The organism is Rheinheimera soli, assembly GCF_021290985.1.
Classification (GTDB): domain Bacteria; phylum Pseudomonadota; class Gammaproteobacteria; order Enterobacterales; family Alteromonadaceae; genus Pararheinheimera; species Pararheinheimera soli.
Window position 1 is genome coordinate 141,693 of the sequence record NZ_JAJOYU010000001.1, and the last position, 23,125, is coordinate 164,817.

The 23,125-nt window shown below is 46.9% G+C and carries 20 protein-coding genes and 3 tRNA genes; 16 read left to right on the plus strand and 7 right to left on the minus strand.

The window, feature by feature from the left end; genetic code table 11:
• On the minus strand, positions 1-1,080 hold the full coding sequence (locus LSG37_RS00660; RefSeq protein WP_233077935.1) for an efflux RND transporter periplasmic adaptor subunit: 1,080 nt from the start codon (positions 1,078-1,080) through the stop codon (positions 1-3).
• 104 nt (positions 1,081-1,184) lie between these two features.
• Between LSG37_RS00660 and LSG37_RS00665 the strand changes: the two genes are divergently transcribed.
• Positions 1,185-2,069: a LysR family transcriptional regulator gene (locus tag LSG37_RS00665; protein ID WP_233077936.1), complete on the plus strand. Its 885-nt coding sequence runs from the start codon at positions 1,185-1,187 to the stop codon at positions 2,067-2,069.
• A 129-nt stretch (positions 2,070-2,198) separates the two neighbouring features.
• On the opposite strand, the gene LSG37_RS00670 is transcribed toward LSG37_RS00665, so the two are convergent.
• The 4 genes from LSG37_RS00670 to LSG37_RS00685 form a co-directional block, all read right to left on the minus strand.
• Positions 2,199-2,693: a transposase gene (locus LSG37_RS00670; protein WP_233077937.1), complete on the minus strand. Its 495-nt coding sequence runs from the start codon at positions 2,691-2,693 to the stop codon at positions 2,199-2,201.
• A 213-nt stretch (positions 2,694-2,906) separates the two neighbouring features.
• On the minus strand, positions 2,907-3,680 hold the full coding sequence (locus LSG37_RS00675; RefSeq protein WP_233077938.1) for a putative porin: 774 nt from the start codon (positions 3,678-3,680) through the stop codon (positions 2,907-2,909).
• 136 nt (positions 3,681-3,816) lie between these two features.
• Positions 3,817-5,808 (minus strand): excinuclease ABC subunit UvrB, encoded by a 1,992-nt coding sequence (uvrB, locus tag LSG37_RS00680; RefSeq protein WP_233077939.1) that lies wholly within the window; start codon positions 5,806-5,808, stop codon positions 3,817-3,819.
• A gap of 64 nt (positions 5,809-5,872) precedes the next feature.
• The gene (locus LSG37_RS00685; RefSeq protein WP_233077940.1) at positions 5,873-7,237 is read right to left on the minus strand and encodes an MATE family efflux transporter; all 1,365 of its coding nucleotides are present in this window, start codon (positions 7,235-7,237) and stop codon (positions 5,873-5,875) included.
• A gap of 535 nt (positions 7,238-7,772) precedes the next feature.
• Between LSG37_RS00685 and LSG37_RS00690 the strand changes: the two genes are divergently transcribed.
• From LSG37_RS00690 to nth, 11 genes are all read left to right on the plus strand, one after another.
• A tRNA-Asn gene (locus LSG37_RS00690) sits at positions 7,773-7,849 on the plus strand.
• A 26-nt stretch (positions 7,850-7,875) separates the two neighbouring features.
• Positions 7,876-7,952: transfer RNA gene (locus LSG37_RS00695), tRNA-Asn, on the plus strand.
• Positions 7,953-7,987: 35 nt separating this feature from the next.
• Positions 7,988-8,064: transfer RNA gene (locus tag LSG37_RS00700), tRNA-Asn, on the plus strand.
• A gap of 123 nt (positions 8,065-8,187) precedes the next feature.
• Positions 8,188-10,044, plus strand: coding sequence for an EAL domain-containing protein (locus tag LSG37_RS00705; protein WP_233077941.1), 1,857 nt, complete (start codon positions 8,188-8,190; stop codon positions 10,042-10,044).
• A 260-nt stretch (positions 10,045-10,304) separates the two neighbouring features.
• Positions 10,305-10,886 (plus strand): electron transport complex subunit RsxA, encoded by a 582-nt coding sequence (rsxA, locus tag LSG37_RS00710; protein WP_233077942.1) that lies wholly within the window; start codon positions 10,305-10,307, stop codon positions 10,884-10,886.
• Positions 10,887-11,441: an electron transport complex subunit RsxB gene (rsxB, locus tag LSG37_RS00715; RefSeq protein ID WP_233077943.1), complete on the plus strand. Its 555-nt coding sequence runs from the start codon at positions 10,887-10,889 to the stop codon at positions 11,439-11,441.
• Between the two features lies 1 nt (position 11,442).
• A complete protein-coding gene (gene rsxC / locus LSG37_RS00720) occupies positions 11,443-13,704 on the plus strand; it encodes an electron transport complex subunit RsxC (protein ID WP_233077944.1) in 2,262 nt (753 codons plus the stop codon).
• Complete coding sequence (rsxD, locus tag LSG37_RS00725; RefSeq protein ID WP_233077945.1) at positions 13,701-14,765, plus strand: electron transport complex subunit RsxD; 1,065 nt, start codon at positions 13,701-13,703, stop codon at positions 14,763-14,765. The genes rsxC and rsxD overlap by 4 nt, the downstream gene beginning before the upstream one ends.
• Positions 14,765-15,397 (plus strand): electron transport complex subunit RsxG, encoded by a 633-nt coding sequence (gene rsxG / locus LSG37_RS00730; protein ID WP_233077946.1) that lies wholly within the window; start codon positions 14,765-14,767, stop codon positions 15,395-15,397. The genes rsxD and rsxG overlap by 1 nt, the downstream gene beginning before the upstream one ends.
• A gap of 26 nt (positions 15,398-15,423) precedes the next feature.
• Entirely contained in the window at positions 15,424-16,119 is a 696-nt protein-coding gene (locus LSG37_RS00735) for an electron transport complex subunit E (protein WP_233077947.1), read from the plus strand.
• A gap of 25 nt (positions 16,120-16,144) precedes the next feature.
• Entirely contained in the window at positions 16,145-16,777 is a 633-nt protein-coding gene (gene nth, locus LSG37_RS00740) for an endonuclease III (protein ID WP_233077948.1), read from the plus strand.
• A gap of 10 nt (positions 16,778-16,787) precedes the next feature.
• Here nth and LSG37_RS00745 read toward each other — a convergent pair whose 3' ends face one another.
• Positions 16,788-17,777 carry a LysR substrate-binding domain-containing protein gene (locus LSG37_RS00745; RefSeq protein ID WP_233077949.1) on the minus strand — a complete coding sequence of 330 codons (990 nt, stop codon included), beginning with the start codon at positions 17,775-17,777 and terminating at the stop codon, positions 16,788-16,790.
• Positions 17,778-17,913: 136 nt separating this feature from the next.
• Here LSG37_RS00745 and LSG37_RS00750 point away from each other — a divergent pair, with 136 nt between their 5' ends.
• The 4 genes from LSG37_RS00750 (at position 17,914) to gloA (ending at position 22,142) form a co-directional block, all read left to right on the plus strand.
• Complete coding sequence (locus tag LSG37_RS00750; protein ID WP_233077950.1) at positions 17,914-19,431, plus strand: NADP-dependent isocitrate dehydrogenase; 1,518 nt, start codon at positions 17,914-17,916, stop codon at positions 19,429-19,431.
• Between the two features lies 1 nt (position 19,432).
• Positions 19,433-20,263 (plus strand): DUF6671 family protein, encoded by an 831-nt coding sequence (locus LSG37_RS00755; RefSeq protein WP_233077951.1) that lies wholly within the window; start codon positions 19,433-19,435, stop codon positions 20,261-20,263.
• A 30-nt stretch (positions 20,264-20,293) separates the two neighbouring features.
• Positions 20,294-21,274: an L-threonylcarbamoyladenylate synthase gene (locus LSG37_RS00760; protein ID WP_233077952.1), complete on the plus strand. Its 981-nt coding sequence runs from the start codon at positions 20,294-20,296 to the stop codon at positions 21,272-21,274.
• Positions 21,275-21,740: 466 nt separating this feature from the next.
• The gene (gene gloA / locus LSG37_RS00765) at positions 21,741-22,142 is read left to right on the plus strand and encodes a lactoylglutathione lyase (protein ID WP_233077953.1); all 402 of its coding nucleotides are present in this window, start codon (positions 21,741-21,743) and stop codon (positions 22,140-22,142) included.
• Positions 22,143-22,195: 53 nt separating this feature from the next.
• Here the strand turns inward: gloA and LSG37_RS00770 are convergent, their stop codons facing one another.
• Positions 22,196-23,086, minus strand: coding sequence for an aspartoacylase (locus LSG37_RS00770; protein WP_233077954.1), 891 nt, complete (start codon positions 23,084-23,086; stop codon positions 22,196-22,198).
• Between the last annotated feature and the right edge of the window lie 39 nt (positions 23,087-23,125).

Here is a 23,125-nt window from a genome sequence, read left to right on the forward strand (position 1 = left end):
TTACAGCCCCCGCTCACGTTGCCATGGACGCACCTGCTGGTTTTCAGTCAGTTGCTGTACACCTGCTGTCACCACCTGATCACCGGCGACTAAACCAGACAGCACTTCAATACCCTGCTCTGTTAAGCGCCCAACTGTAACGGCACGACGATTCACTTTGCCTTCACTAAACACCCAGACAAAACGCTCTGTAGCGTCCACTGGCTGATCATTGGCAGCAAATACAGCTGTGGCAGGCACTACAACAGCTGAGGCCTGAGCCCGCATCAGTTGGCTCATATCAGCCACTACATTAGCAGTCATACCGGAGAGCACATTAAACTCTTCAGGCGCAGCCATACTGAACACTACTTTAAAACTGTTGGTGGCACTGTCTGCTCTGGTGTCCCACTCTTTAATGCTGGCTTTGTAACTTAAACTTGGGTAGGAATCAAAAATCACTTCTGGCTGATAACTGATGTCTTTTTTCACCAGCGCTATCACATCTTCAGGAACCTGGATCACCACATCCACCATACCTTTAAGCTGCAATTCCAGAATAGCTTGCTGAGCGGCGACGTTTTCATGATTTTCAACTAAAGAGCGCGACACTATGCCGCTAAAAGGCGCCACTAATTCGGTGTAACTTAAATTCGCTTGCGCTGTTTTTAAATCTGCATCCGCCACCTGCAACTGAGCCTTAGCTTCATCGTACATGGCTTGTGACACCAGATTCTGGCCAATCAGGCTGGCAGCACGATCAAACTGAGCCTTGGACAACTGATATTTTGCCTGAGCTTGTTCGACCCTGAGTTTAAAATCAGTCGGGTCCAAACGCGCCAGCACATCACCTTTTTGTACTTCCTGGCCGGGACGAATAGAAAATTGAGTCAGTTTACCGCTGACTCGAAAAGTTAAACGGGCATTTTCAGTGGGTTCGACCAGAGCAGGAAACTGCCGGATCAATTTTTGCTGACCGTCCTGCACCAGATGCAGTTTTACCGGCCTATTCAGGCTTTGCTCAGCGGTTGCAACCGGTTTGGAACAACCCGCAACCAGCCCCATAACTAAGACTGCATAGATCATTTTTTGTCTGGACATTTAAAGCTCTCCCTTGTCACACCACTTAATTTGCGCTGGCACTATACAAAAGCCACTATAAGATTAAAATTTATATTTACTTCAGTTCTATATAAGAAAAATTGATGAACTTAACTCAGCTTTATATTCTCGACGCTGTGGCCAGCAGTGAAAGCTTGCTGCAAGCCGCGGTAAAACTACATAAAACCCAACCAGCTTTGAGCATGGCACTGAAAAAGCTCGAACAGGAATGCGGTTTTACTATAGTGGATCGTAGTCAATATCGCCTGCAATTTACCGAAGCTGGTAAACGTTTTTATCAACAGGCTCAACAACTTCTGCATCAAAGTGCCCAATTAAAATCTCTGGCTCAACACTTAAGCAGAGGCGCTGAAGCCAGTTTAGGTTTAGCCTTTGACGAAGCGGTCGACCTGCAGCCTTATATGAGTGCTATCCGCCAGGCGCAGCAGCAATTTCCTCATACCGAATTATTGTTAAGTTGTGATTACCGGCTGCAAGCGCTGGAAAAACTAAAAAACCAGCAGGTTGATTTAGCCATCAGCCCCTGGTACCCGGTTTTTATCAGTCTGGGCGATTTTGAATCAGTGGCTATTGGTCATTTTGATATTTTATGTGTCGCCAGCCCAGAGTTTTTAAAACAACTGGGCGGCCCTTTAACTCATCAGGCTCAGTTAGCCGAACTGCCCCAATTGGTGGCTAATTCAGAAGCACTGAATTTTGACAGCGGAAAATTACTCCCCCTGCAATCGGCACGCCGCGTGAAAGTGAACAACAGTTTATGTATGAAACAAGCGCTGTTAGCCCATTTAGGCTGGGGCATGGTGGCACGGCATCAAATCGTAGACGAGCTGTTAAGTGGCGCTTTGGTGCAGCTCAAACCCATGGAGTTTCCAAAATTTATTCAGGGCGAAGTACATTTAGTGCGGCATAAAGATCAGTTATTAGGCCCAGTGGCAAAAGCCATCTGGCAACAACTGACCGCAACTTAATACCGTAAAAAAATTGTAGGGGCGGGGTTTATCCCCGCCCGAACGTTGCGCCGCCAAATACGATAACAGGTATTGGTTAAAAACCACGGGCGACCATAAAGGCCGCCCCTGCAATAATTCTAATTAAAATTACTGGCCTGAACGGTTGAAATAATCCGTTTGCCAGCTTTGTGGATTGGTTTGAACGTAGTTGGCTATATGTTGGTACGCTTCTTCATTCCGGATCACATGATCGTAATAGCCCCGCTGCCAAAGTTGCGGTGCATTCTGACCAAGTGTTCCACGAACCGCTTTTTGTGATAAAGATTTAAAAGCACCAACCACAGCGCCTAACTTTGTGCGTTGTGTTTCTGGCTCATGGGAAAGCTCGAGGATAGCGTGAAAATGATTCGGCATCAGAACCCATGGATGTAGCTCTACAGCAGGAAAACGTTCCGGTACTTTTTGCCATTGCAAAGCAACAAGTGAGCCTATGGCATTGGTTTGCATCTGGTGGTCAACAATCTCACCAAAAAGTAAAAAACGTTTATAACAACATAAAGTGATGAAGTAGACACCATTGCTACTGTAATCAAAGTCTTTTAAACGCACAGAGCGCCTTTGAGGTAAAACAGAGTTCAGCATCCCAGCCCCCTATGAAAATATTCCATCTGTCTATCTGATAAACAAACTTCTTTTAGTCACTAAGTTTAGTCGCTGCTGGGCACTAGTGTGAGTTGATTAAAAAATACGGGCGACCATAAAGGTCGCCCCTACAATAATTCTAATTACAATCAATAAATTGTAGGGGCGGGGTTTATCCCCGCCCGAATACTGCAGCTTCAAGTACGACGGGCATTAGAAGCGGTAGCTTGCACCTAACTGATACAGATCATCGCCCGTCTCCAGCGCATCAAAGGCTACGCCTGCTGATAATGACAGATTTGGCAGTGCAAACCATTTAGCACGCATGCTCAGGCTGTCATCGCTTTCGCTGAACACGTTATCAGAGATCCATTCATAACCTACACCAGCAGAGAAATTCTTGCCGAAGTAATAGTCAGCACCTACACCATAACGGGTCACTGAAGCATGGCGATAATCAAGAATGCTTGCTTCCAGATTAATCATATCGCCTGTGCCTAAATCCCACAGTTTTTTGGTCATCACACCATAGTTAGTGCTGCTGCCGCCTTGTTCTGGTCTGTCGTGCTCAAAAATGGCACCTACTAACCAGTCATTGCTGATGAAGTAACCTACAGTACCATCAACATCTTGTTGATCCGTGCCACTGAAATGTGTCCATTCCAATTTACCGTAGAAGTTATGGCTTTGATCCATATACTCACCACCGACAGACCAGGCGTTTTGATCAAAATCACCGATCGAAGTGCGAGACAAAGTACCGAATACGCTGGCGTTTTTATTAATAAATGCAGCTTCAGCTAATGGTGTTTTGCCGGATGTATCTACGGCATTAAAGAAATACTGGTGCTTCAGTGTCCATGAATCAATATCTGAGGTGCCGAAATCACCATTGATATAATCCACGGAAGATTCATTTTGATAGCTGTTCGCTGCTGCACCGGTTGAGACTACAGCGATAAGTAAAGCGAGCATGGAACGTTTCATAAATACTACCTTTTGGTTGAGAAAACGCAGGCAGTGTAAACTTCTGAAAGTTAATGCTCTCTGAACGACTCTGTAAAGAACTGTATAAATATCAAACAGATAACTATATAAAACAGGAAAACTCCGATGGATCCTGTTAAATTTCCAGCAAAGCTTGGCGTAATTGATGGATTTGATCCCGTACTTGCGCTGCCAGTTCAAATTCCAGATCTTTGGCATGCTGCAGCATTTTCTGCTCCAGTTGCTTAATTTCAGCCTGCAGTTGATAAGGTGTTTTGCCTTTGGCCAGTTTGATTTTTTCCGCCACTTTAGGCAAATCAGCATCCTGTCCAAGATCCATTACATCCGACACCTTCTTCTTAATGGCCGTAGGTGTGATGCCATGCAATTCGTTATAAGCAATCTGTTTATTGCGCCGACGCTCGGTTTCATTAATAGCGCGTTGCATAGAACCGGTAATGCGGTCGGCATAGAGCACAGCTTTCCCATACAAATTACGGGCGGCACGGCCCATGGTTTGAATAAGCGAACGCTCTGAACGTAAAAAGCCTTCTTTATCCGCATCCAGAATAGCCACTAACGACACTTCAGGAATATCCAAACCTTCCCGCAGCAAATTAATGCCGACCAGCACGTCAAAGACGCCTAAACGTAAATCGCGGATAATCTCCATCCGCTCGACTGTGTCGATGTCGGAGTGCAAATAACGCACCTTAACACCATGACCTGCTAAATAATCTGTTAAATCCTCAGCCATTTTTTTGGTCAGTACTGTCACCAGAACCCGCTCACCAATTTTGGCGCAGCGGAAAGCTTCTGACATTAAATCGTCCACTTGTGTGGCTACAGGCCGAATTTCGATGACAGGGTCTAATAAACCTGTTGGCCGCACCACCTGCTCTATCACTTCACCGGCTGATTGTTTTAACTCGTAATCTGCTGGTGTGGCCGACACATAAATCCGCTGCGGCGCTATAGATTCAAACTCATCAAACTTCAGTGGCCTGTTATCCAAAGCCGAAGGTAAACGAAAACCATAGTTCACCAGGTTTTCTTTACGCGAACGATCGCCTTTGTACATAGCGCCAATTTGTGAAATGGTGACATGCGACTCATCAATAAACATCAAACCATCAGCCGGAAAATAATCCAGCAAGGTTGGAGGCGGCTCACCTTCTGCCCGGCCAGATAAATAGCGCGAGTAGTTTTCAATGCCGGAGCAATAACCCAGCTCAACCATCATTTCTAAATCAAATAAAGTGCGCTGGCCTATACGCTGCTCTTCTATCAAACGATTTTCTGCCAGCAATTGAGCACGGCGCTCTTTTAGCTCCACTTTAATACGTTCAGTGGCGGCCAGAATTTTTTCCCGTGGCGTGACATAGTGAGTTTTTGGATAAATAGTGTAACGGCTGACCACTTTCTCCACTGAGCCTGTCAGCGGGTCGAATAAACTGATGCGCTCAATTTCTTCATCAAATAGCTCGATACGCACTGCAATTTCATCCGACTCAGCCGGAAATACATCAATTACATCACCTCGTACACGGTAAGTTGCGCGTTCAAAGGCCGAATCATTGCGGCTGTATTGCAGCTCGGCCAGACGGCGTAAGATAAAACGCTGATCAACTATATCGCCCACTTTGAGATGCAACAGCATCTTCATATAGGATTCCGGATCGCCCAAACCATAAATAGCCGACACTGAGGCGATAATCACTACGTCCCGTCTTTCCATCAAGGCTTTGGTGGCCGATAAACGCATTTGCTCTATGTGCTCATTAATAGAAGCGTCTTTTTCGATAAAAGTATCGCTGGAAGGCACATAAGCTTCAGGCTGGTAGTAGTCGTAATAAGACACAAAGTATTCCACCGAGTTATTCGGGAAAAACTCTTTCATCTCACCATAGAGCTGAGCAGCCAATGTTTTGTTATGCGCCATAATCAGTGTGGGTCTGTTCACTTGCGCTATCACATTAGCCATAGTGAAAGTTTTACCAGAACCGGTGACACCCAATAAAGTTTGATGGGCCAAGCCTGCTTCTAAGCCTTCCACCAGCTTGGCGATGGCTGTAGGTTGATCGCCGGCAGGCTGATAATGGGAAACCAATTCAAAATCGCGACTCATCGACATCCACCACTCAAAGTTATGACATGCGGATCATGCAAAACCAATTTACTACCGCGACTCATCAGGACTCCCCACTTATTCGTAAAGCAGCCAGTTTACGCTTAAACCAGTTGTACGCCAGACCGGAAGTAAAGGCATTCGCAATAAGCCCGCCAACAAAGACCCCAATCACTCCGCCCAGCAAACCGCCTATATAAGCAAAAGGCACATAAAATACAAAGAGGCGAACCACACTGAGTTGCAGCGCACTCATCGGCAGATGTAAGGCGTTAAAAGAGGAATTAGTCAGAATAATAATGCCCTGCAAGCCGTAGCCTAAAGGCAAAATCCAGATAAAGTAGCGAATATACTGTGCCACTAAAGGATCGTCAGTAAACAGATCCGCCACCAGCCAGGCACCAGCGGCCAATCCTATATAAACCACTAACTGCCAGGCCAGAATAAATTTGATGCAGCTTCTGTATGCATCATCAATGCGCTGATAAGCACAGGCCCCATAATTTTGACTGACAAAAGGCGGTAAGGTCATCGAAAGTGCCAGTACGACTAAGGAAGCAATACTCTCAATGCGGGCACCGACACCAAAAGCAGCGACAGCTTCAGCGCCATAACTTGCCATCAGTGCAGTTAAAATAGCCATAGCCAATGGGGTCAGCATATTGGCTCCCGCTGCTGGCAGGCCTATATGTAAAATTTTACGGCTTATTTGAATAAATTCTTTCAAAGGCTGATGCCCTATATCCACCAGCTTACGACGCACCATCAGCAAATACAGAATAAGGCCAAAACCCAGTAGCCAGGAAATAAGGCTGGCTATAGATGCTCCGGCTACGCCCATCGCCGGCACAGGCCCCCAGCCAAAAATAAATATCGGGTCCAGCACGGCATTTAATAAACCAGCACTGGCCATCAGAATACTGGGGGTTTTGGTATCTCCGGCAGCGCGCAGCACCGCATTACCAATCATGGGGGTAATTAAAAACACAGCGCCAAAAAACCAGATCTCCATATAGTCATGGATAAAAGGCAACGTATCGTCTTTAGCGCCTAATAAACGGAATAAGGGCTCAATAGTCAGATAGCCCACCACAGACAAAGCAATGACTAAATATGCTGACAACCATAACGCTGCTAAACCATCACTACGGGCACTTTGCTGATCGCCACTGCCCAAAGCCCGGGCAATCACAGCTGAAGTACCAATGCTCAAGCCTATGGCTAAGCTAATCACGGTAAAGGTAATAGGAAAAGTAAAACTGACTGCAGCCAGTTCTGCCGTGCCCAACATACTTATAAAAAAGGTATCTACCAAATTAAATGACATTAACGTAATCATGCCAAACAGCACAGGTACCGTCATTTGTTTCATAGTGGCCTGAATATCACCTTTGAGCAGATCAGGGCGTGTCGAAGTGGATTGAGTCATAACAGTCAGCTTAAGCGCAAGTGGCCGCTATTGTAGAGAAAAGTCAGAGCTCGCACTACCTAGGATGCGACCAAATTGAGCTAAAACTGAGCAAGAATAAGAAAAAATGTTCACAATCTGCTTTTGCATAGAAATTTTGTTTCATTAAGACTGTATTGCATAAGGTTTCAATTCTTTCAAATTCGTAAATCATTGTTTTATATAGAATAAAAAATTAGTCTCAAACCTATTGATCTGGCGCTAAGCCTTATCTGTTAAGGCTTAGCCTATCCATCAGGCCAACAATTCACAGACTTATCCACAGATTCTGTGGGTAACTTACGCCAGCCCTTGAGTGGCCTGACTTTGCCAAAAATCATTCATGCTACTAAAGCACGAATAGCTTTTGCATATGCAAAAATTGGTTTTGTGTAGCTTTTCTGCCCGCTTTGGCTAAACAAGCAGCAAGTAAACTTCTTTTATGAAAAAGCACCTGCCAAAGTGTTGACAGTGTTTGAGACGGGCATTAGTATTGCGCCCCGTTGCAGAACACAGTTCCTCAGTAGCTCAGCCGGTTAGAGCGGCGGACTGTTAATCCGTAGGTCGTTGGTTCGAGTCCAACCTGGGGAGCCACTGTAGTCTCAACATATTATTTCAGTTCCTCAGTAGCTCAGCCGGTTAGAGCGGCGGACTGTTAATCCGTAGGTCGTTGGTTCGAGTCCAACCTGGGGAGCCAACTGAAATAATCACAATTTGATAACCGTATACAATTCCTCAGTAGCTCAGCCGGTTAGAGCGGCGGACTGTTAATCCGTAGGTCGTTGGTTCGAGTCCAACCTGGGGAGCCACCTAAATCACATCTTGTTCCTTCCCTTAATTATCTATTTTTCTTAGTGTTTTTCTGTGAAATACCTTAAGCTTATTTTTTGATGTTCAAGCCCGGACAAAAAATTCAGCATGGGTTGCCTGCTATGAAGTCTCCATCCTTTATTGCTTTAAGTCACTGGACTGCCGCTTTGTTGTCAGCAGTGCTTGCGCTTTGGCTGTTCTGGTTTGCCGCAGCTCAACAAATTCAAAGCTTGTATCAGCTGCATTACAGTGCGATTCAGCAAATGTTAGCCAGTGATTTAACCGGCGATACAAAAATTCTGACTCGTCAGTTAAGCAGCAGTTTTGATTTACCTTATTTAAAAGTCAGCCAACTGGATGGTGTAGTACTGCATGAACAAAGCAATACTATGCCTGCTTATACTATGGCCTCCTGGGTACTGAACCAGTTTGACCGCCCTATCACTGCGGCTTCCATCAAAGATCAGGCACATAATTTACAGGTCGAGTTTTTACCGCAACTTTCGGAGCAGTTAAGTACGCTGGAGCTTTTTAGTTTGTTTTTGTTTTTTGGTCCGCTGATTTTAGGTGTATTGCCTTATTACCTGCAGCCAGGCCGGCCAAAAAAGCAAAAAGCCCTGCCACCTCATCCTATCGAAGCTGCAGTGCACCAAGCGCCAGCGGTCGTACAACAATTGCAGCCTCAGGCAACCACTTCAGGCACCGACTATTTATTAGAACTGGCCTTGTATGATCAACTGACCTCTTTACCTAACCGTCAGCAGTTTGTCCGCTATTACGAACAGCAACTCAAAGCCGCTAATGCGGTGCATCAGTCCGTATTTTTGCTGGTCCGTTGCCACTCGCTGGCCCAGATCAACCACAAACAAGGTTATCTGGCAGGTGATTTGTATATTAAAGAGATGGCGGACTTATTAAAGCAGCTACCTCAGTTGTCAGACGAAAGCCCTTTGTTCCGGCTGAATAACACTGACTTTTGTGTGTTGTTTCCACAAATGACCACTGAACAAACTGAAGAGCTGGTGTTACTGCTGCAGCAGAACTTTGACAGCTATCAGCAGCAAAAACTGCTGGATTCGGTGGCATTAACAGGTTTAGTTCAAGTCGCCCAAGGCAAACCTTTAGGTGAATTACTGGCCATGGCAGACACAGCCTTAGGGCTGGCAAAAACCAAACAAAGCAAAGTCACCAAACAAAGCAATTTATGGTACTTATTTAGCGATGCTCAGGAGCAAACGGCTCAGTCATCCTTCAGTACCAAAAACTGGCGCAGTCTTATTGACGATGTGCTGCAAGGTCAGCGTTTGAGTTTATTAGCCCAACCTATCCAGCCACTGAATAAAACCAGTAAAACCTATTCCGAATTATTAGTGCGCTTTCGCAGTAATGAAGATCAGCTATTACCCACAGCATTGTTTTTGGAGATGGCGCAAAAACTCGACAAACTCATCGACATTGAGCAGATGATCGTAGAACAAGCCTTGACGATAGTGGCGAATCATCCGGAACAAAGTTTTGGTTTGAATCTGTCAGCCTATTCAGTGCAGGACGAAGGCTTTATCAGTTATCTGGAACGACGGCTATTAAAGGAAACCGAACTGACACCCCGACTGGTATTTGAAATCAGTGAATGGGGTTTGCAGCAAAACCTGAAATTAAGCAAACGCCTGATTGATATGCTGCATCAGTGTGGCTCTCGGGTGACAGTCGAAAAATTTGGCGCAGGTATTACTTCTTTTAAATTTTTCCGCGATTTAAAACCTGATTTTGTCAAAATGGATGGCAGTTACACCCGACAAATTGAAGAAGATAAAAACAACCAGTATTTTGTCCGGCTGATGGTCGACTTAGCGCACCGCATTGGCGTGGCTGTATTTGCCGAAAATGTAGAAACTGCTGCAGAAAAACAAATGCTGGAGTCGTTGTTGATTGATGGCATACAAGGCTACTTCTTAAGTAAGCCTGCGCCACTGGAATAAAACGGGCGGCGATAAACCCCGCATCGACAATCTGTTGATGTTGAACAGAATTATTGTAGGGGCGACCTTTATGGTCGTCCGTGGTTTTAATCCAATACCTGTCAGCATGTTTACTGCGGCAACGTTCGGGCGGGGATAAACCCCGCCCCTACTTTATTATCCGGCGCCATAGGCTCAGATATGGGCCATTCGCGTTCAGCGCTGTTGTTTCAATAACAACAAAGCCGCATAATAGCGCGACTTTTTTCTGGGGTTCTTTTATGTCGGAATTTTTGCTGTTGCTGGTCAGCACAGTGCTGGTGAATAACTTCGTTCTGGTGAAGTTTCTCGGCTTATGCCCTGTGATGGGTGTATCAAAAAAACTCGAAACTGCTATTGGCATGTCGATGGCCACTACTTTTGTTCTGACCTTAGCTTCCCTCTGCAGTTATCTGGTAGATTTTTACTTATTACAGCCACTGGATTTAATCTACCTGCGTACTTTAAGTTTTATTTTGGTGATCGCTGTAGTAGTGCAATTTACCGAAATGGTCGTACATAAAACCAGCCCTACGTTGTATCGTTTATTAGGTATCTTTTTGCCTTTGATCACCACCAACTGTGCGGTGTTAGGTGTGGCTCTATTAAACGTCAACGCCCGTCATGATTTTTTCTCATCTGTAGTCTATGGATTTGGCGCTGCAGTAGGGTTTTCCTTAGTGCTGATCTTATTTGCAGCTATGCGCGAGCGCCTGGCCGCAGCCGATGTGCCAGTGTCTTTTAAAGGTGCCGCCATCGGTATGATTACCGCGGGTTTAATGTCTTTAGCCTTTATGGGCTTTACTGGTTTGGTGAAAGCGTAAATGTCTATTATCACAGCCCTGTGGGCTTTGGGTATTCTGGCGCTAATATTTGGTGCTGCGCTGGGATATGCCGCTATTCGTTTTAAAGTGGATGCAGATCCACTGGTTGAACAAATTGATGAAATTTTACCGCAAACTCAATGCGGTCAATGTGGTTATCCCGGTTGTCGGCCTTATGCCGAAGCTATTGCCAATGGGGATGACATTAATAAATGCCCGCCGGGTGGCGACACGACCATTAAAAAACTGGCCGACTTAATGGGTGTCGAAGCCAAACCTCTGGATGCAGCCCAAACTCCGGCGGTAAAACGTGTAGCCTATATCCGCGAAGATGAATGTATTGGCTGTACAAAATGTATTCAGGCCTGCCCTGTGGATGCCATAGTGGGCGCCTCTAAGCAGATGCATACCGTTATTGTCGACGAATGCACTGGTTGTGATTTATGTGTTGAACCTTGTCCTGTGGATTGCATTGATATGGTGCCCTTGGCCAGCAGTATTGAACGCTGGAAATGGGACTTAAATGCCATTCCGGTAAAAGTGCTGGAGTCGTAACTTGCCTACTTTATTTCAACAAATTCAGGCAGGAAAAGTCTGGGATTTTCATGGCGGCATTCATCCTCCAAGCCGTAAAGAGCGCACCAATCAAAAACCTGTAGCGCTTTTGGATATTCCTGACCGTTTATATATCCCGTTGCGCCAGCATATAGGTGTGGCAGGCAAAGTGCTGGTCAAAGTGGGCGATCGTGTACTTAAAGGTCAGGCCTTAACTCAGGCCGAGAACGCCATGGCAGTGCCTGTACATGCCCCTACTTCAGGCATGGTGCTGGCAATTGACCTGCATACCAGCACGCACCCGTCTAGCTTAGCCGAACCCACCTTAGTGCTGGCTCCGGATGGCATGGATGAATGGCGGCCGCGTAAGCCATTGGATCCAGAGCAGGTAGATGTGTATACCTTGCTGGAACGTATTCAGGAGTCTGGCATTTCTGGTATGGGCGGTGCGGGTTTTCCAACTCATATTAAAGTGAATGTAAAACAGCCCGTTGATTATCTGATCATCAATGCTGTGGAATGTGAGCCTTATATCACCGCAGATGACATGCTGATGCAGGAACGCGCCAGCGATATTATTGCCGGTATTGAGATACTGGTGAAACTGCTGAGTCCAAAAGCAGTATTGATAGGCATAGAAGACGACAAACCTATAGCGGCAGCCTCATTAAAAGCTGCTATAGGCCAAAAAGATAACTACTTCGTTCGGGAAGTCCCCACCAAGTACCCATCCGGTGGTGAGAAACAACTGATCCAGTTACTGACCAATAAAGAAGTACCAGCTGGTCGCAGGCCTTTAGACATTGGCATAGTGATGCAAAACGTCGGTACTGCTTTTGCCATAGCTCAGGCGGTGCTGGATGATATTCCGCTGATCCACCGCGTGGTGACAGTGGCAGGTGAAACCCTTGCACAGCAGCAAAACGTATTGGCGCTGATAGGCACACCTATCTCAGATCTGTTGAACGCCTGTGGTTTTCAGGCCGAACCGCAACAGCGCATTATTATAGGCGGCCCTATGATGGGCTTTGCCATAGCCGACTGGTCTGTGCCCGTAGTCAAAACTACCAACTGCGTTTTAGCCCCTACTGAAAACGAGCTGGGTGCCGCCAGCGACGAAATGGACTGCATCCGTTGTGGTGCCTGTGCTGATGCCTGCCCTGCCAGCTTATTGCCGCAGCAGCTGTTGTGGTACAGCAAAGCCAAAGATCAGGACAAACTGGCTGAATACAATTTATCTGACTGCATTGAATGTGGTGCCTGCGCTTATGTATGCCCAAGCGAAATTCCATTAGTGCATTATTACCGTGTTGCCAAAGCCGACATTCGTGAGACTCAACGTGAAGCCTTAAAAGCCGAACAAGCCAAAGCCCGTTTTGATGCCCGTACTGAACGTTTAGAGCGCGAAAAACAAGAACGTTTAGAGCGCAATCAACAACTGGCAGCTCAGCGGGTCGCACAGCAACAAGCCAGCGGTCAGGCAACTCAGAGCGCAGCAGCAGTGCAACAAGCCTTGGAGCGCACTCAGCAACAAAGTGGCCAGTCGTTGGATAAAGAACAAATTATTGCAGAGCGTGAACGTAAAAAAGCCGAAGCTTTGGCCTATCAGCAGCAAAAACAGCAGGCTCAAATTGCAACGCCGGCCGAAGACCAAGCACCAGGTACTGCCGAAGATCCACGTAAAGCCGCTATAGCCGCAGCTTTAGCCCGCGCTAAAGCAAAAAAACAAGCTGAAGCACAGCCAGAAGCTGTTGAGCAAACCGCCCCAGCTGAAATAGCGCCTGATATGGATGCCAAAAAAGCGGCAGTAGCCGCCGCTATAGCTCGTGCTAAAGCTAAAAAACAAGCTGAAGCACAGCCAGAAGCTGTTGAGCAACCAACTCCAGCTGACACAGCAGTTCCTGAAGTGGATGCGAAAAAAGCAGCAGTGGCTGCAGCTATAGCTCGCGCTAAAGCTAAAAAACTGGCGGAAGCACAGCCTGAAGCTGTTGAGCAATCAGTTCCAGCTGAAATAGCGCCTCCAGAAGTGGATGCGAAAAAAGCTGCAGTCGCCGCCGCTATAGCTCGCGCTAAGGCTAAAAAATTAGCTGAACAGGCTGAAGCGCCGCTGCAAACAGAAGCAAAGGCGACAACGGAGCGTGCTCTGCCACCAGAGCGTCAAGAGCCTGCAACAACGCCAGAACAAGATGCAAAAAAAGCCGCCATAGCAGCTGCTATAGCCCGGGCCAAAGCTAAAAAACAACAAAACAGCGAGCCGTTATGAGTTTTAAGATCGCCAGCTCCCCGCACCAGCACATCCAAAAAACGACCGCCCAGTTGATGAAACTGGTGGCTTTGGCCGCCGTGCCTGGTATTGCAGTGCAGGCTTACTTTTTTGGTTACGGAGTACTGATCCAACTGCTGCTGGCCATCATCACGGCTTTGCTTTGTGAAGCTGCAGTACTGGCGCTTCGTGGGAAAAAAGTCAAAGCTAAATTGCTGGACCACAGCGCTCTGGTCACGGCCTTGTTGCTTGCTGTTGCCATCCCCTCTTACGCCCCCTGGTGGCTGGTGGTGATAGGCACAGCTTTTGCCATTATTGTGGTGAAACAACTGTACGGGGGCTTAGGAAACAACTTATTTAACCCTGCTATGGCCGCTTATGTGTTGCTGTTGGTGTCTTTTCCTCTGCCTATGACCAGTTGGTTACCCGCTGCACCTTTGCAGCAACAGAGCCTGAGTCCTGCCGATGCAGTCTGCACTATTTTTACCAACTTTAGCTGCAGTGGCTATAGCATCAGCCAGCTGCGTCAGGATGCAGATGGCATCAGTATGGCTACGCCGCTGGATACGTTAAAAACCGATCTGTCTCAAGGCTACACCACAGAAGAAAGTATGAAAAAACCTGTGTTTGGCTGGTTATCCGGTGAAGGCTGGTTTTGGGTCAATCTGGCTTATTTACTAGGTGGCTTGTTTTTACTACAGCAAAAAGTGATTCAGTGGCGTATTCCGGTGGCTGTATTAGGTTCCTTGTTTGGCTTTAGTTTAATCGCCTGGTTACTATCGCCAGACACCAATGCCAGCCCGCTGTTTCAGTTATTTTCCGGCGCTACTATGCTGGCTGCGTTTTTTATAGCGACCGATCCTGTGTCCGCTTCAACCACAGAAAAAGGCAGGCTGATTTTTGGGGCTTTAATAGGTGGATTGGCTTTTGTGATCCGAAGTTACGGTGGCTATCCAGATGCTTTTGCCTTCGCCGTGATGCTGGCCAATATGACTGTGCCGCTGATTGACTACTACACCCAGCCCCGAACTTATGGCCATAAAAGCAAAGGAGCGCGCTGATGCTAAGTTCTGTAGGTAAAAATGCACTATTGCTCGGCACTGCGGCTGTGCTTTGTGTCTTTGCGGTGGCTGCTGTCAATGAAGTGACAAAAAGCGAAATAGCTCAACAGCAGCTTGACGGCAAACTTCGCACCTTAGTGGAAGTGATGCCAGAACTGGCGGGTAATACAGCTATTTTGAATGATTGTGTGGCTGCACTGGATACGGAGTTATTAGGTAAAGAAGCCAAACAGAATATCTACCGCTATCGGGTTGACGGCGCCGTCAAAGCCTATTTAGTCGAAACCACAGCACCAGATGGCTACAGCGGCGCCATTGAAGTGCTAGCCGCTATCAGTCCGGATAGCGAGATTATTGGTGTCAGGGTACTGAGCCATAAAGAAACTCCGGGCCTTGGCGATAAAATCGAACTGAGAAAAAGTCCATGGGTGCTGAGCTTTAATGGTCAGACTCTGGGTTCAAAAGATGATCGTAGTTTTGCCGTAAAAAAAGACGGTGGTCAGTTTGATCAGTTTGCCGGCGCTACTATTACGCCACGAGCTGTAGTGAAAGCAGTTAAAAACGCTGCTATTTATATTCAGCAACATCCGGAACTTGCCAGCCTGCCCTCAGATTGTGCAGCCCTATTGTGATGGAAGCCTCTGTAGTGGAAAACAAAATGAATCAATATCAGGAGTTAGTCCGTCAGGGCTTGTGGAAAAACAACCCTGGCCTGGTGCAGTTATTAGGACTTTGTCCTTTACTTGCAGTCACCAACAGCCTGGCTAGCGCCTTAGGTTTAGGTTTGGCCACTATGCTGGTGTTATTAAGCACCAACACTGTAGTGTCGCTCATCCGCAATTATGTGCCGAATGAAATCCGTATCCCGGTCTTTGTGATGGTGATTGCTTCTGTGGTGACTGTGATAGAGCTTTTAATGCATGCTTTTATGTATAACCTGTATCAGGCTTTGGGCATTTTTATTCCACTGATCGTCACCAACTGCATAGTGATTGGCCGGGCTGAAGCTTTTGCCTCAAAAAATGCGGTGGCACCAGCGGCTTTTGATGGCCTGATGATGGGCACTGGTTTTGCATTAGTATTATGTACTTTAGGTGCGGTACGCGAAGTCATAGGTTCTGGTACTTTGTTTGCCGGAGCAGATTTACTGCTGGGTGATTGGGCCAAAGTGCTGACCATTCATCTGTATCAGGCCGATAACCAGTTTTTATTGGCCATATTGCCACCAGGCGCTTTTTTAGTGATGGGCTTTCTGATTGCAGGGAAAAACGCTGTGGATGCCCGAATTGCGGCCAAAGCTAAACCTGTCGAACAAAAAATCAGCCGGGCTCGTGTCACTCACGTGTCCACCTAGCAGCAAGGGATTTGAATAAAGTCGAATGAATAAAGAAAAACGTATTCAGATATTACAGCGTCTGCGGGAAAACAACCCAAACCCCACCACAGAGCTGGAATTTAATTCACCTTTTGAATTACTGGTCGCCGTGTTGTTATCGGCTCAGGCCACGGACGTCAGCGTCAATAAAGCCACCCGCCTGCTCTATCCTGTCGCCAATACGCCACAGGCTATTTTTGATTTGGGTGTTGACGGCGTAAAACACTACATCAAAACCATAGGGCTTTTTAACTCAAAAGCCGAGAACCTGATTAAAACCTGCCGTATCCTGATCGACCAACACAACAGCATAGTGCCGGAAAACCGCGAAGCTTTGGAAGCCTTGCCTGGCGTAGGCCGTAAAACGGCGAATGTGGTGCTGAACACTGCTTTCGGCTGGCCGACTATAGCGGTCGATACCCATATTTTTCGCGTTAGCAACAGAACCAAATTTGCGCCAGGCAAAAATGTCGATGAAGTGGAACAGAAGTTACTCAAAGTGGTGCCAGCCGAATTTAAGCTGGATGTGCATCACTGGCTTATTTTGCATGGTCGTTATACCTGCATAGCCCGTAAACCTAAATGTGGCTCATGTCTCATTGAGGATCTCTGTGAGTTTAAAGACAAAGTAGACTAATGCATCCCTCTCAAGTCCTATGCTGTGCTGCCGCCGCTTGCAGATAGTCAAGGAAATGACGTGCTGTAGCCGATAATGGGTTATCTTTACGCCAGACCACTGACCAATGTCGGATAATTGGAAAGTCTTTGACTTTTATTATGCTCAATCCAGCCTGACGCAACACCTCAGCGTCCAGTGGCAATGCACCTTGGGTTGTGATTGCAGCAGGCTGACTGCCTGACCATGCTGAAGGTTGTATTGCCAACTGCGACAACACTGCAATACCCAAGCCTGCGGCAACTGAATGTTTTATCGCTTCATTACTGCCCAAACTCATCACTACATTAGGTTTAAAATCGTGCTTTTTGAAATGCTGTTCTGCCGCCATGCGGGTGCCGCTGCCGGGTTCACGCATCAACCAACGCTCATTATTTAACTCACTCAGCTCAACAGTTTTGCCCGCCAAAGCATGCTTTGACGAAGTGATGATCACTAAAGGGTTAATTTGAAACTGCATGCGCTCCAGCGGCAGGTCATCAGGGGGCATCATCATCACCGCCAGATCATCCACACCTTGACTGAGTCGCCCTACCACTCTGTCTCTGTTCTCAATAGCCAGTTCAATTTCTACCCCCTGATGTGCTGCAGAGAATGGCCCTAATAGATCCGGCACAAAGTACTCTGCCGTAGTTACAGCAGCAAGACGTAAACGGCCACTGACAAGCCCATTGATTTCGGCCATTCTGGATTCAAAGCGTTGCCAGCAGGCAGCGACTTCACGCACCGCTTTGTAAAGCTCTTCGCCGGCCTGAGTTAAGCGTATTTGCCTGCCTGTTGTTTCGAATAATCGCTGCCCCGTCGTCACTGATAGTTCACGTAATTGCACCGAGACAGTAGGTTGACTGACATAGAGTTCCTGAGCAGCTTTAGTGACAGATAACAAACGGGCAGCAGCCTCAAAGGCACGCAGTTGCTGCGGAGTAATACGCTGAAATCGGGCAAGAGTTAAAGACGGCATAATGAATTCGAACTTCAGATTAAAGATAGCACCAATGTATAGCTTGCAGGCTATGCATTCAATTAAAACAAAGTATTTTTATTTATAGGTTTGCTGACATAAAGTGCGCCCAGTCGCAAAATGGAGTGTCAGTATCATGAGTAACCAGCAACTTGTTATTGAAAACAATAGAAACAATGGCAATCAGCAGCAGAGCTTCGAATGCGAAGATATCGCTATTACTGTTGCTATGGGAGATGGCATAGGGCCGGAAATTACTCGTGCAACCCTGCGGATCCTGACCGCGGCTAAGGCACGCATTATTCCGGAGTTTATTGATATTGGAGAGCAGGTTTACCTGGCAGGTCATAGTGCTGGCATTACGCCACAGGCATGGCAAAGCCTGCGTCAAACCAAAGTGTTTCTGAAAGGCCCTATCACTACGCCTTCAGGCTCTGGCTACAAAAGTTTGAACGTCACCATCCGCAAAACTCTTGGGCTTTATGCCAATGTCCGGCCCTGCATCAGCTACTCACCTTATGTGCATACACTGCATCCGGCTATGGATCTGGTGATTATCAGAGAAAATGAAGAAGATCTATACGCCGGTATTGAGCACCGCCAAACGGATGAGGTTTACCAGTGCCTTAAACTCATTACCAGACCGGGCTGTGAAAAAATTATCCGCTACGCTTTTGAATATGCCCGGAGTCATGGCCGGAAAAAAGTCACCTGCATGGTGAAAGACAACATCATGAAAATGACTGACGGTTTGTTTTATAAGGTATTTCAGGAGATTGGTGCACAATACCCGGATATAACTCAGGACCGCTATATCATTGACATTGGTAGCGCCCGTCTGGCAACCCAGCCTGAACTTTTTGATGTCATAGTCACCACTAATTTATACGGTGACATTATCAGCGATATAGCGGCTGAACTTTCGGGTAGTATTGGCTTAGCGGGCAGCGCTAATATAGGTGAACATGTAGCGATGTTTGAAGCCATTCATGGCAGCGCTCCGGATATTGCAGGCCAGAATATCGCAAACCCAAGCGGATTGCTGCTGGCATCTGTGATGATGCTCATTCACATTGGACAAGCCGACATAGCGCGAAAAATACAGAACGCCTGGTTAAAAACCATTGAAGATGGCATTCACACCACAGACTTAAAAAGTGAACAAACCAAAGTTCTGGTGAACACCGACCAGTTTGCTGCTGCCGTCATCGCACGACTTGGAGCCAGCCCTCAAAGATTTACGCCCGTGACTTATCAAAACTCAGAACTCCAGCAAAAGCCAGTTACTCCAGCCTATCAAGCGAAAGCGCCTGCGGAAAAAATTATCGTCGGCGTTGACGTTTTTTTGCATAAACACCAACTCTCAGCCGACATGCTGGCTGAGCGACTGAAGCGGCTGGAAACACCAGAACTTCAGTTAGAAATGATCACTAACCGGGGTGTAAAGGTCTGGCCTGATGGCTTCCCTGAAACCTTCTGTACAGACCACTGGCGTTGCCGTTTTATGCTCAAAGCAGGCCTAACGCAACTCGTATATGCAGATATCATTCGCCTGCTAAGTCTTATCTCTGCCAATAATCTGGACGTGATTAAAACCGAGAACCTCTGTACCTTTAACGGTGAACCGGGTTTTACTTTGGGGCAAGGGCAATAAGATGAAACCAGCAGAACATCGGGCAGCGCTACTGACAAAACATCAAAAGTTAGCTTTAATAGCGCCTGCTTTAGCTCAGGTCGGTATCAGCGTAGAGCTGACCGAAGCTTTTGATACTGACGCTTTGGGTACATTTTCTGGTGAAACTCCTCGTACACAAAGCCCGTTGGACTGCGCAAAAACCAAGGCGAAACTGGCCTGCGAAGCGACAGGCCTTGCGATAGGTATTGGCAGTGAAGGCAGCTTTGGTGGTGGCCCGGCACCTGGCTTGCTGAATTGGGATGATGAGGTGTTGTGTCTGTTTAACAAGGATAAGCAGCAATTCATTATGGCATACGCATCAGGTCCGGTGCCTCTGTCTGATCTCGAAACAGACCAGCTTGCTTTGATCCGCTCCCACCTGGAGCAGCATGATGCAACACAAGGCTGGGTCGTCAATTGCAGCACAGGCTTAATAAAAGGCCTGCAAGGCTTTGAAGCTCTGCATAAGGCTTTGCAGCATGCAAACGTGCTGAGTACCTCTTTGCAACTGACGGAAGTTATTCGTATTTCACCAGATTTACGCGCACATTTTTGCCCAGCCCGACAGCACTACATTCAGAAAGCTGCAGTCCAACTTGCTGAAAGGTTGAGTGCACTTTGCCCTGTGTGTCAGGCGGCCGATTTTTGGCGTAAAGCCCATGAGCTGGGTCTGCCCTGCTCCGCGTGTTCTTACCCAACGCAGCGCGTGAAATACTATATAAAAAGATGTGATTGTTGTGGTCATACTGAGCATGAGCATCCAGCCGAACCCTATGCAGAACCGGCTTATTGTCCACTTTGTAACCCTTAACTACCGACTACCCTATACTGGAGCCAAATTGTGTTGAATACCCTGATGTTAGACTCTGCAATTGCCGAAGATGTCCAGGCTGCAGCAGAGCTATTAAAGCAAGGAAAACTGGTCGCAGTGCCTACTGAAACTGTTTATGGCTTAGCCGCAGATGCCCGTAACAAAGAGGCAGTAAAGCAAATTTTTGTGGCCAAAGGCAGGCCCGCTGATCATCCGTTAATTGTCCATCTGCATGCAGCCACAGCGATGAAAGACTGGGCCAAAGATATCCCTGCACAGGCTTTTACACTTGCAAAGGCATTTTGGCCGGGCCCGCTCACCCTGTTACTAAAAAAAGCAGATCACGTCGACGGCTCTGTGACTGGAGGTTTGGATACCATAGGCTTACGAGTGCCGGCACATCCTGTATTGTTGCAGCTGCTAGCAGCTGAGCAATTAGCGGTAGCTGCACCTTCAGCCAATCCCTACAAAAGATTAAGCCCAACCAGCGCTCATCAGGTGATGGATTGCCTGGCAGGTAAAATTGATGCAGTACTGGATGGAGGCGACTGTGAGTTTGGTCTTGAATCCACTATTGTCAGTTTGGTGGATAACTCTGTTCAAGTGTTGCGTGCAGGGCCTGTCAGCGTGGCACAGTTAGAAGACGTATTAGGACAGAAGGTTGAGAGCCCTTTGCATCATCAGGTCAAAGTATCAGGTAATGTTGCGGCCCATTATCAGCCTCAAACAAAATTACGCTGTGTGTCAACAACTGAGCTTACTGAACTACTCAAAACTACCACTTCGCAACTTGCAGTCCTGTCTCTAAATGATTTGCCTTCTGGTGTACAACCTCACTGGTACTGCACTATGCCAAAGGACGCAAAACACTATGGTCGGGTTTTGTATAAACAGCTTTATCTGGCAGATCAGAGCGGCGCTGAACTTATTGTGCTGGAAACGCCCCCTCTGGACGACAAATGGGCTGCTGTTCAGAACAGACTGATGCGTGCAGCTCATCAGGATAACTAACCTGAACTCGGGATAATGAGTGTCGAATACTTTGTATTTAACCATATAAATCAAATAGATAAGCCAATCTGTTGACGTAACTTAAGTCTTTGCTCACTGAATGCGCAGATTTTTGCGCATATCAAGGCGCTTTGTCGTACGCCATAGCGAGCTATGGTTAGACACAGCAACGCAGAGAGGCACGAAAAGATGCTCGTTCAGCGGCGCTGCTTATCCCGAGTTCAGGTTAACTAAGGTTTGTCTGCGCTGTGCATTCAATCTGTGATGCTTAATCACATAATATCGACAGATAGGCACAGCCCATCCTATTTATGCGGTGCAGCTGCCCTCCCGTATACCAGGTCATGCTAAAATCTTCGACACTACTGTGAACTTCAGCAGATGAAAGCATTTGTACAATTCAACCAGCACTTGCCTGATCGAAGACAGGTCCGCATTTGCTGAAACAATAGATTAAGGAATTTTTATGCGCATTTTACATACCATGCTCCGCGTCACCAACTTAGAACGCTCTTTAGCCTTTTACACTGAAGTGCTAGGCATGAAGTTATTACGTACTTCAGAAAATCCAGAGTACAAATATACTCTGGCTTTTGTTGGTTTTAGCGATGAAAGCGAAGGTGCCGTACTGGAATTAACTTACAACTGGGGCGTTGACAGCTATGAGCCGGGAACAGCTTATGGCCACATTGCTTTAGAAGTAGAAGATATCTACGCTGCTTGTGAGTTGATCCGCGCTAAAGGTGGTGTAATTAGCCGCGAACCTGGCCCGGTGAAAGGCGGCAGCACAGAAATTGCTTTTGTACGCGACCCGGACAACTACGCTATCGAGCTTATCCAGAAAAAAGCCAGCTACGTTCAGCTTTAATCAACTGATAGCAAAAAGGAGCCGATTGGCTCCTTTTTCAATTACTCGCTGGCTTACTCCAGCTCAATCCAGATTTTGTCGTTCAGCGACATTGCCAGATTATTGTCGTAGTAAGCGGCTTCATTGATAAAGGTTGGATACACTACGGTATCGCCGTCATAAGGTACTTCGGTGCCATCAAATAAGGTAAAGATAGGATCGCCTGGGTGAATAGGCTGATAGTCCTTATCCTGCACATTTTTATGTACCATGCCCAAACGTTCGCCTTTTTCATTCATCGGCAATTTAATGCTGTGCAAATACAGATAAGCTTCAGTGCGTTTTGGCAGCTCTGGCAGGCTCTGGGTGTTATACAGCTCCACAAAGTCCAGAATATGTGCCGTCATCTCGTGCATTTGCTCCAACACGTCCTGACGCAGCACAGACTGAGATTGCGGCCCTACTTCCACTATCACACCATAACGGCCCAGCGTACACATCAGCGCATGATCTTCAGCCGCTAAATGGTCTTCATCGCGGGAGATAATAGCTTCAGGCATTTTCATCTTCACATAAGCCGCCATCAGATTATAAAAAGCACCAGCCTGCGTCATAATCAGGCAAGCACCCATATTGCTGGTGGTGTTATGTAAATCAATCACCAGATCGGTTTTGGCATTGCCTTTTGGCCCCAAAATCTCATTGATCACTTTGGCACGGCTTTGTTCGTAATTGGTGAGCTCTGGATTGGCCAAATCGACGTTTTTAAACTGACGGTTTAAGTCGCTGTGGATGTAACGCTTATTGGCTTTAAAAGCTTCAGGATTGGCAAACAAAGTGCTGGTTTCAAAGCTTGCACGTTGAATTAAAGCCGGGTTGGCTTGGTACTGACGAATAGCATAAATACCGGAGAATTCGTTGCCGTGGGTGCCGCCCACTATCGCAACCTTAGCAATTTTAGTCATAAGGCTCACCTCAGGAAAAGATGCCAACATTATGCCTAG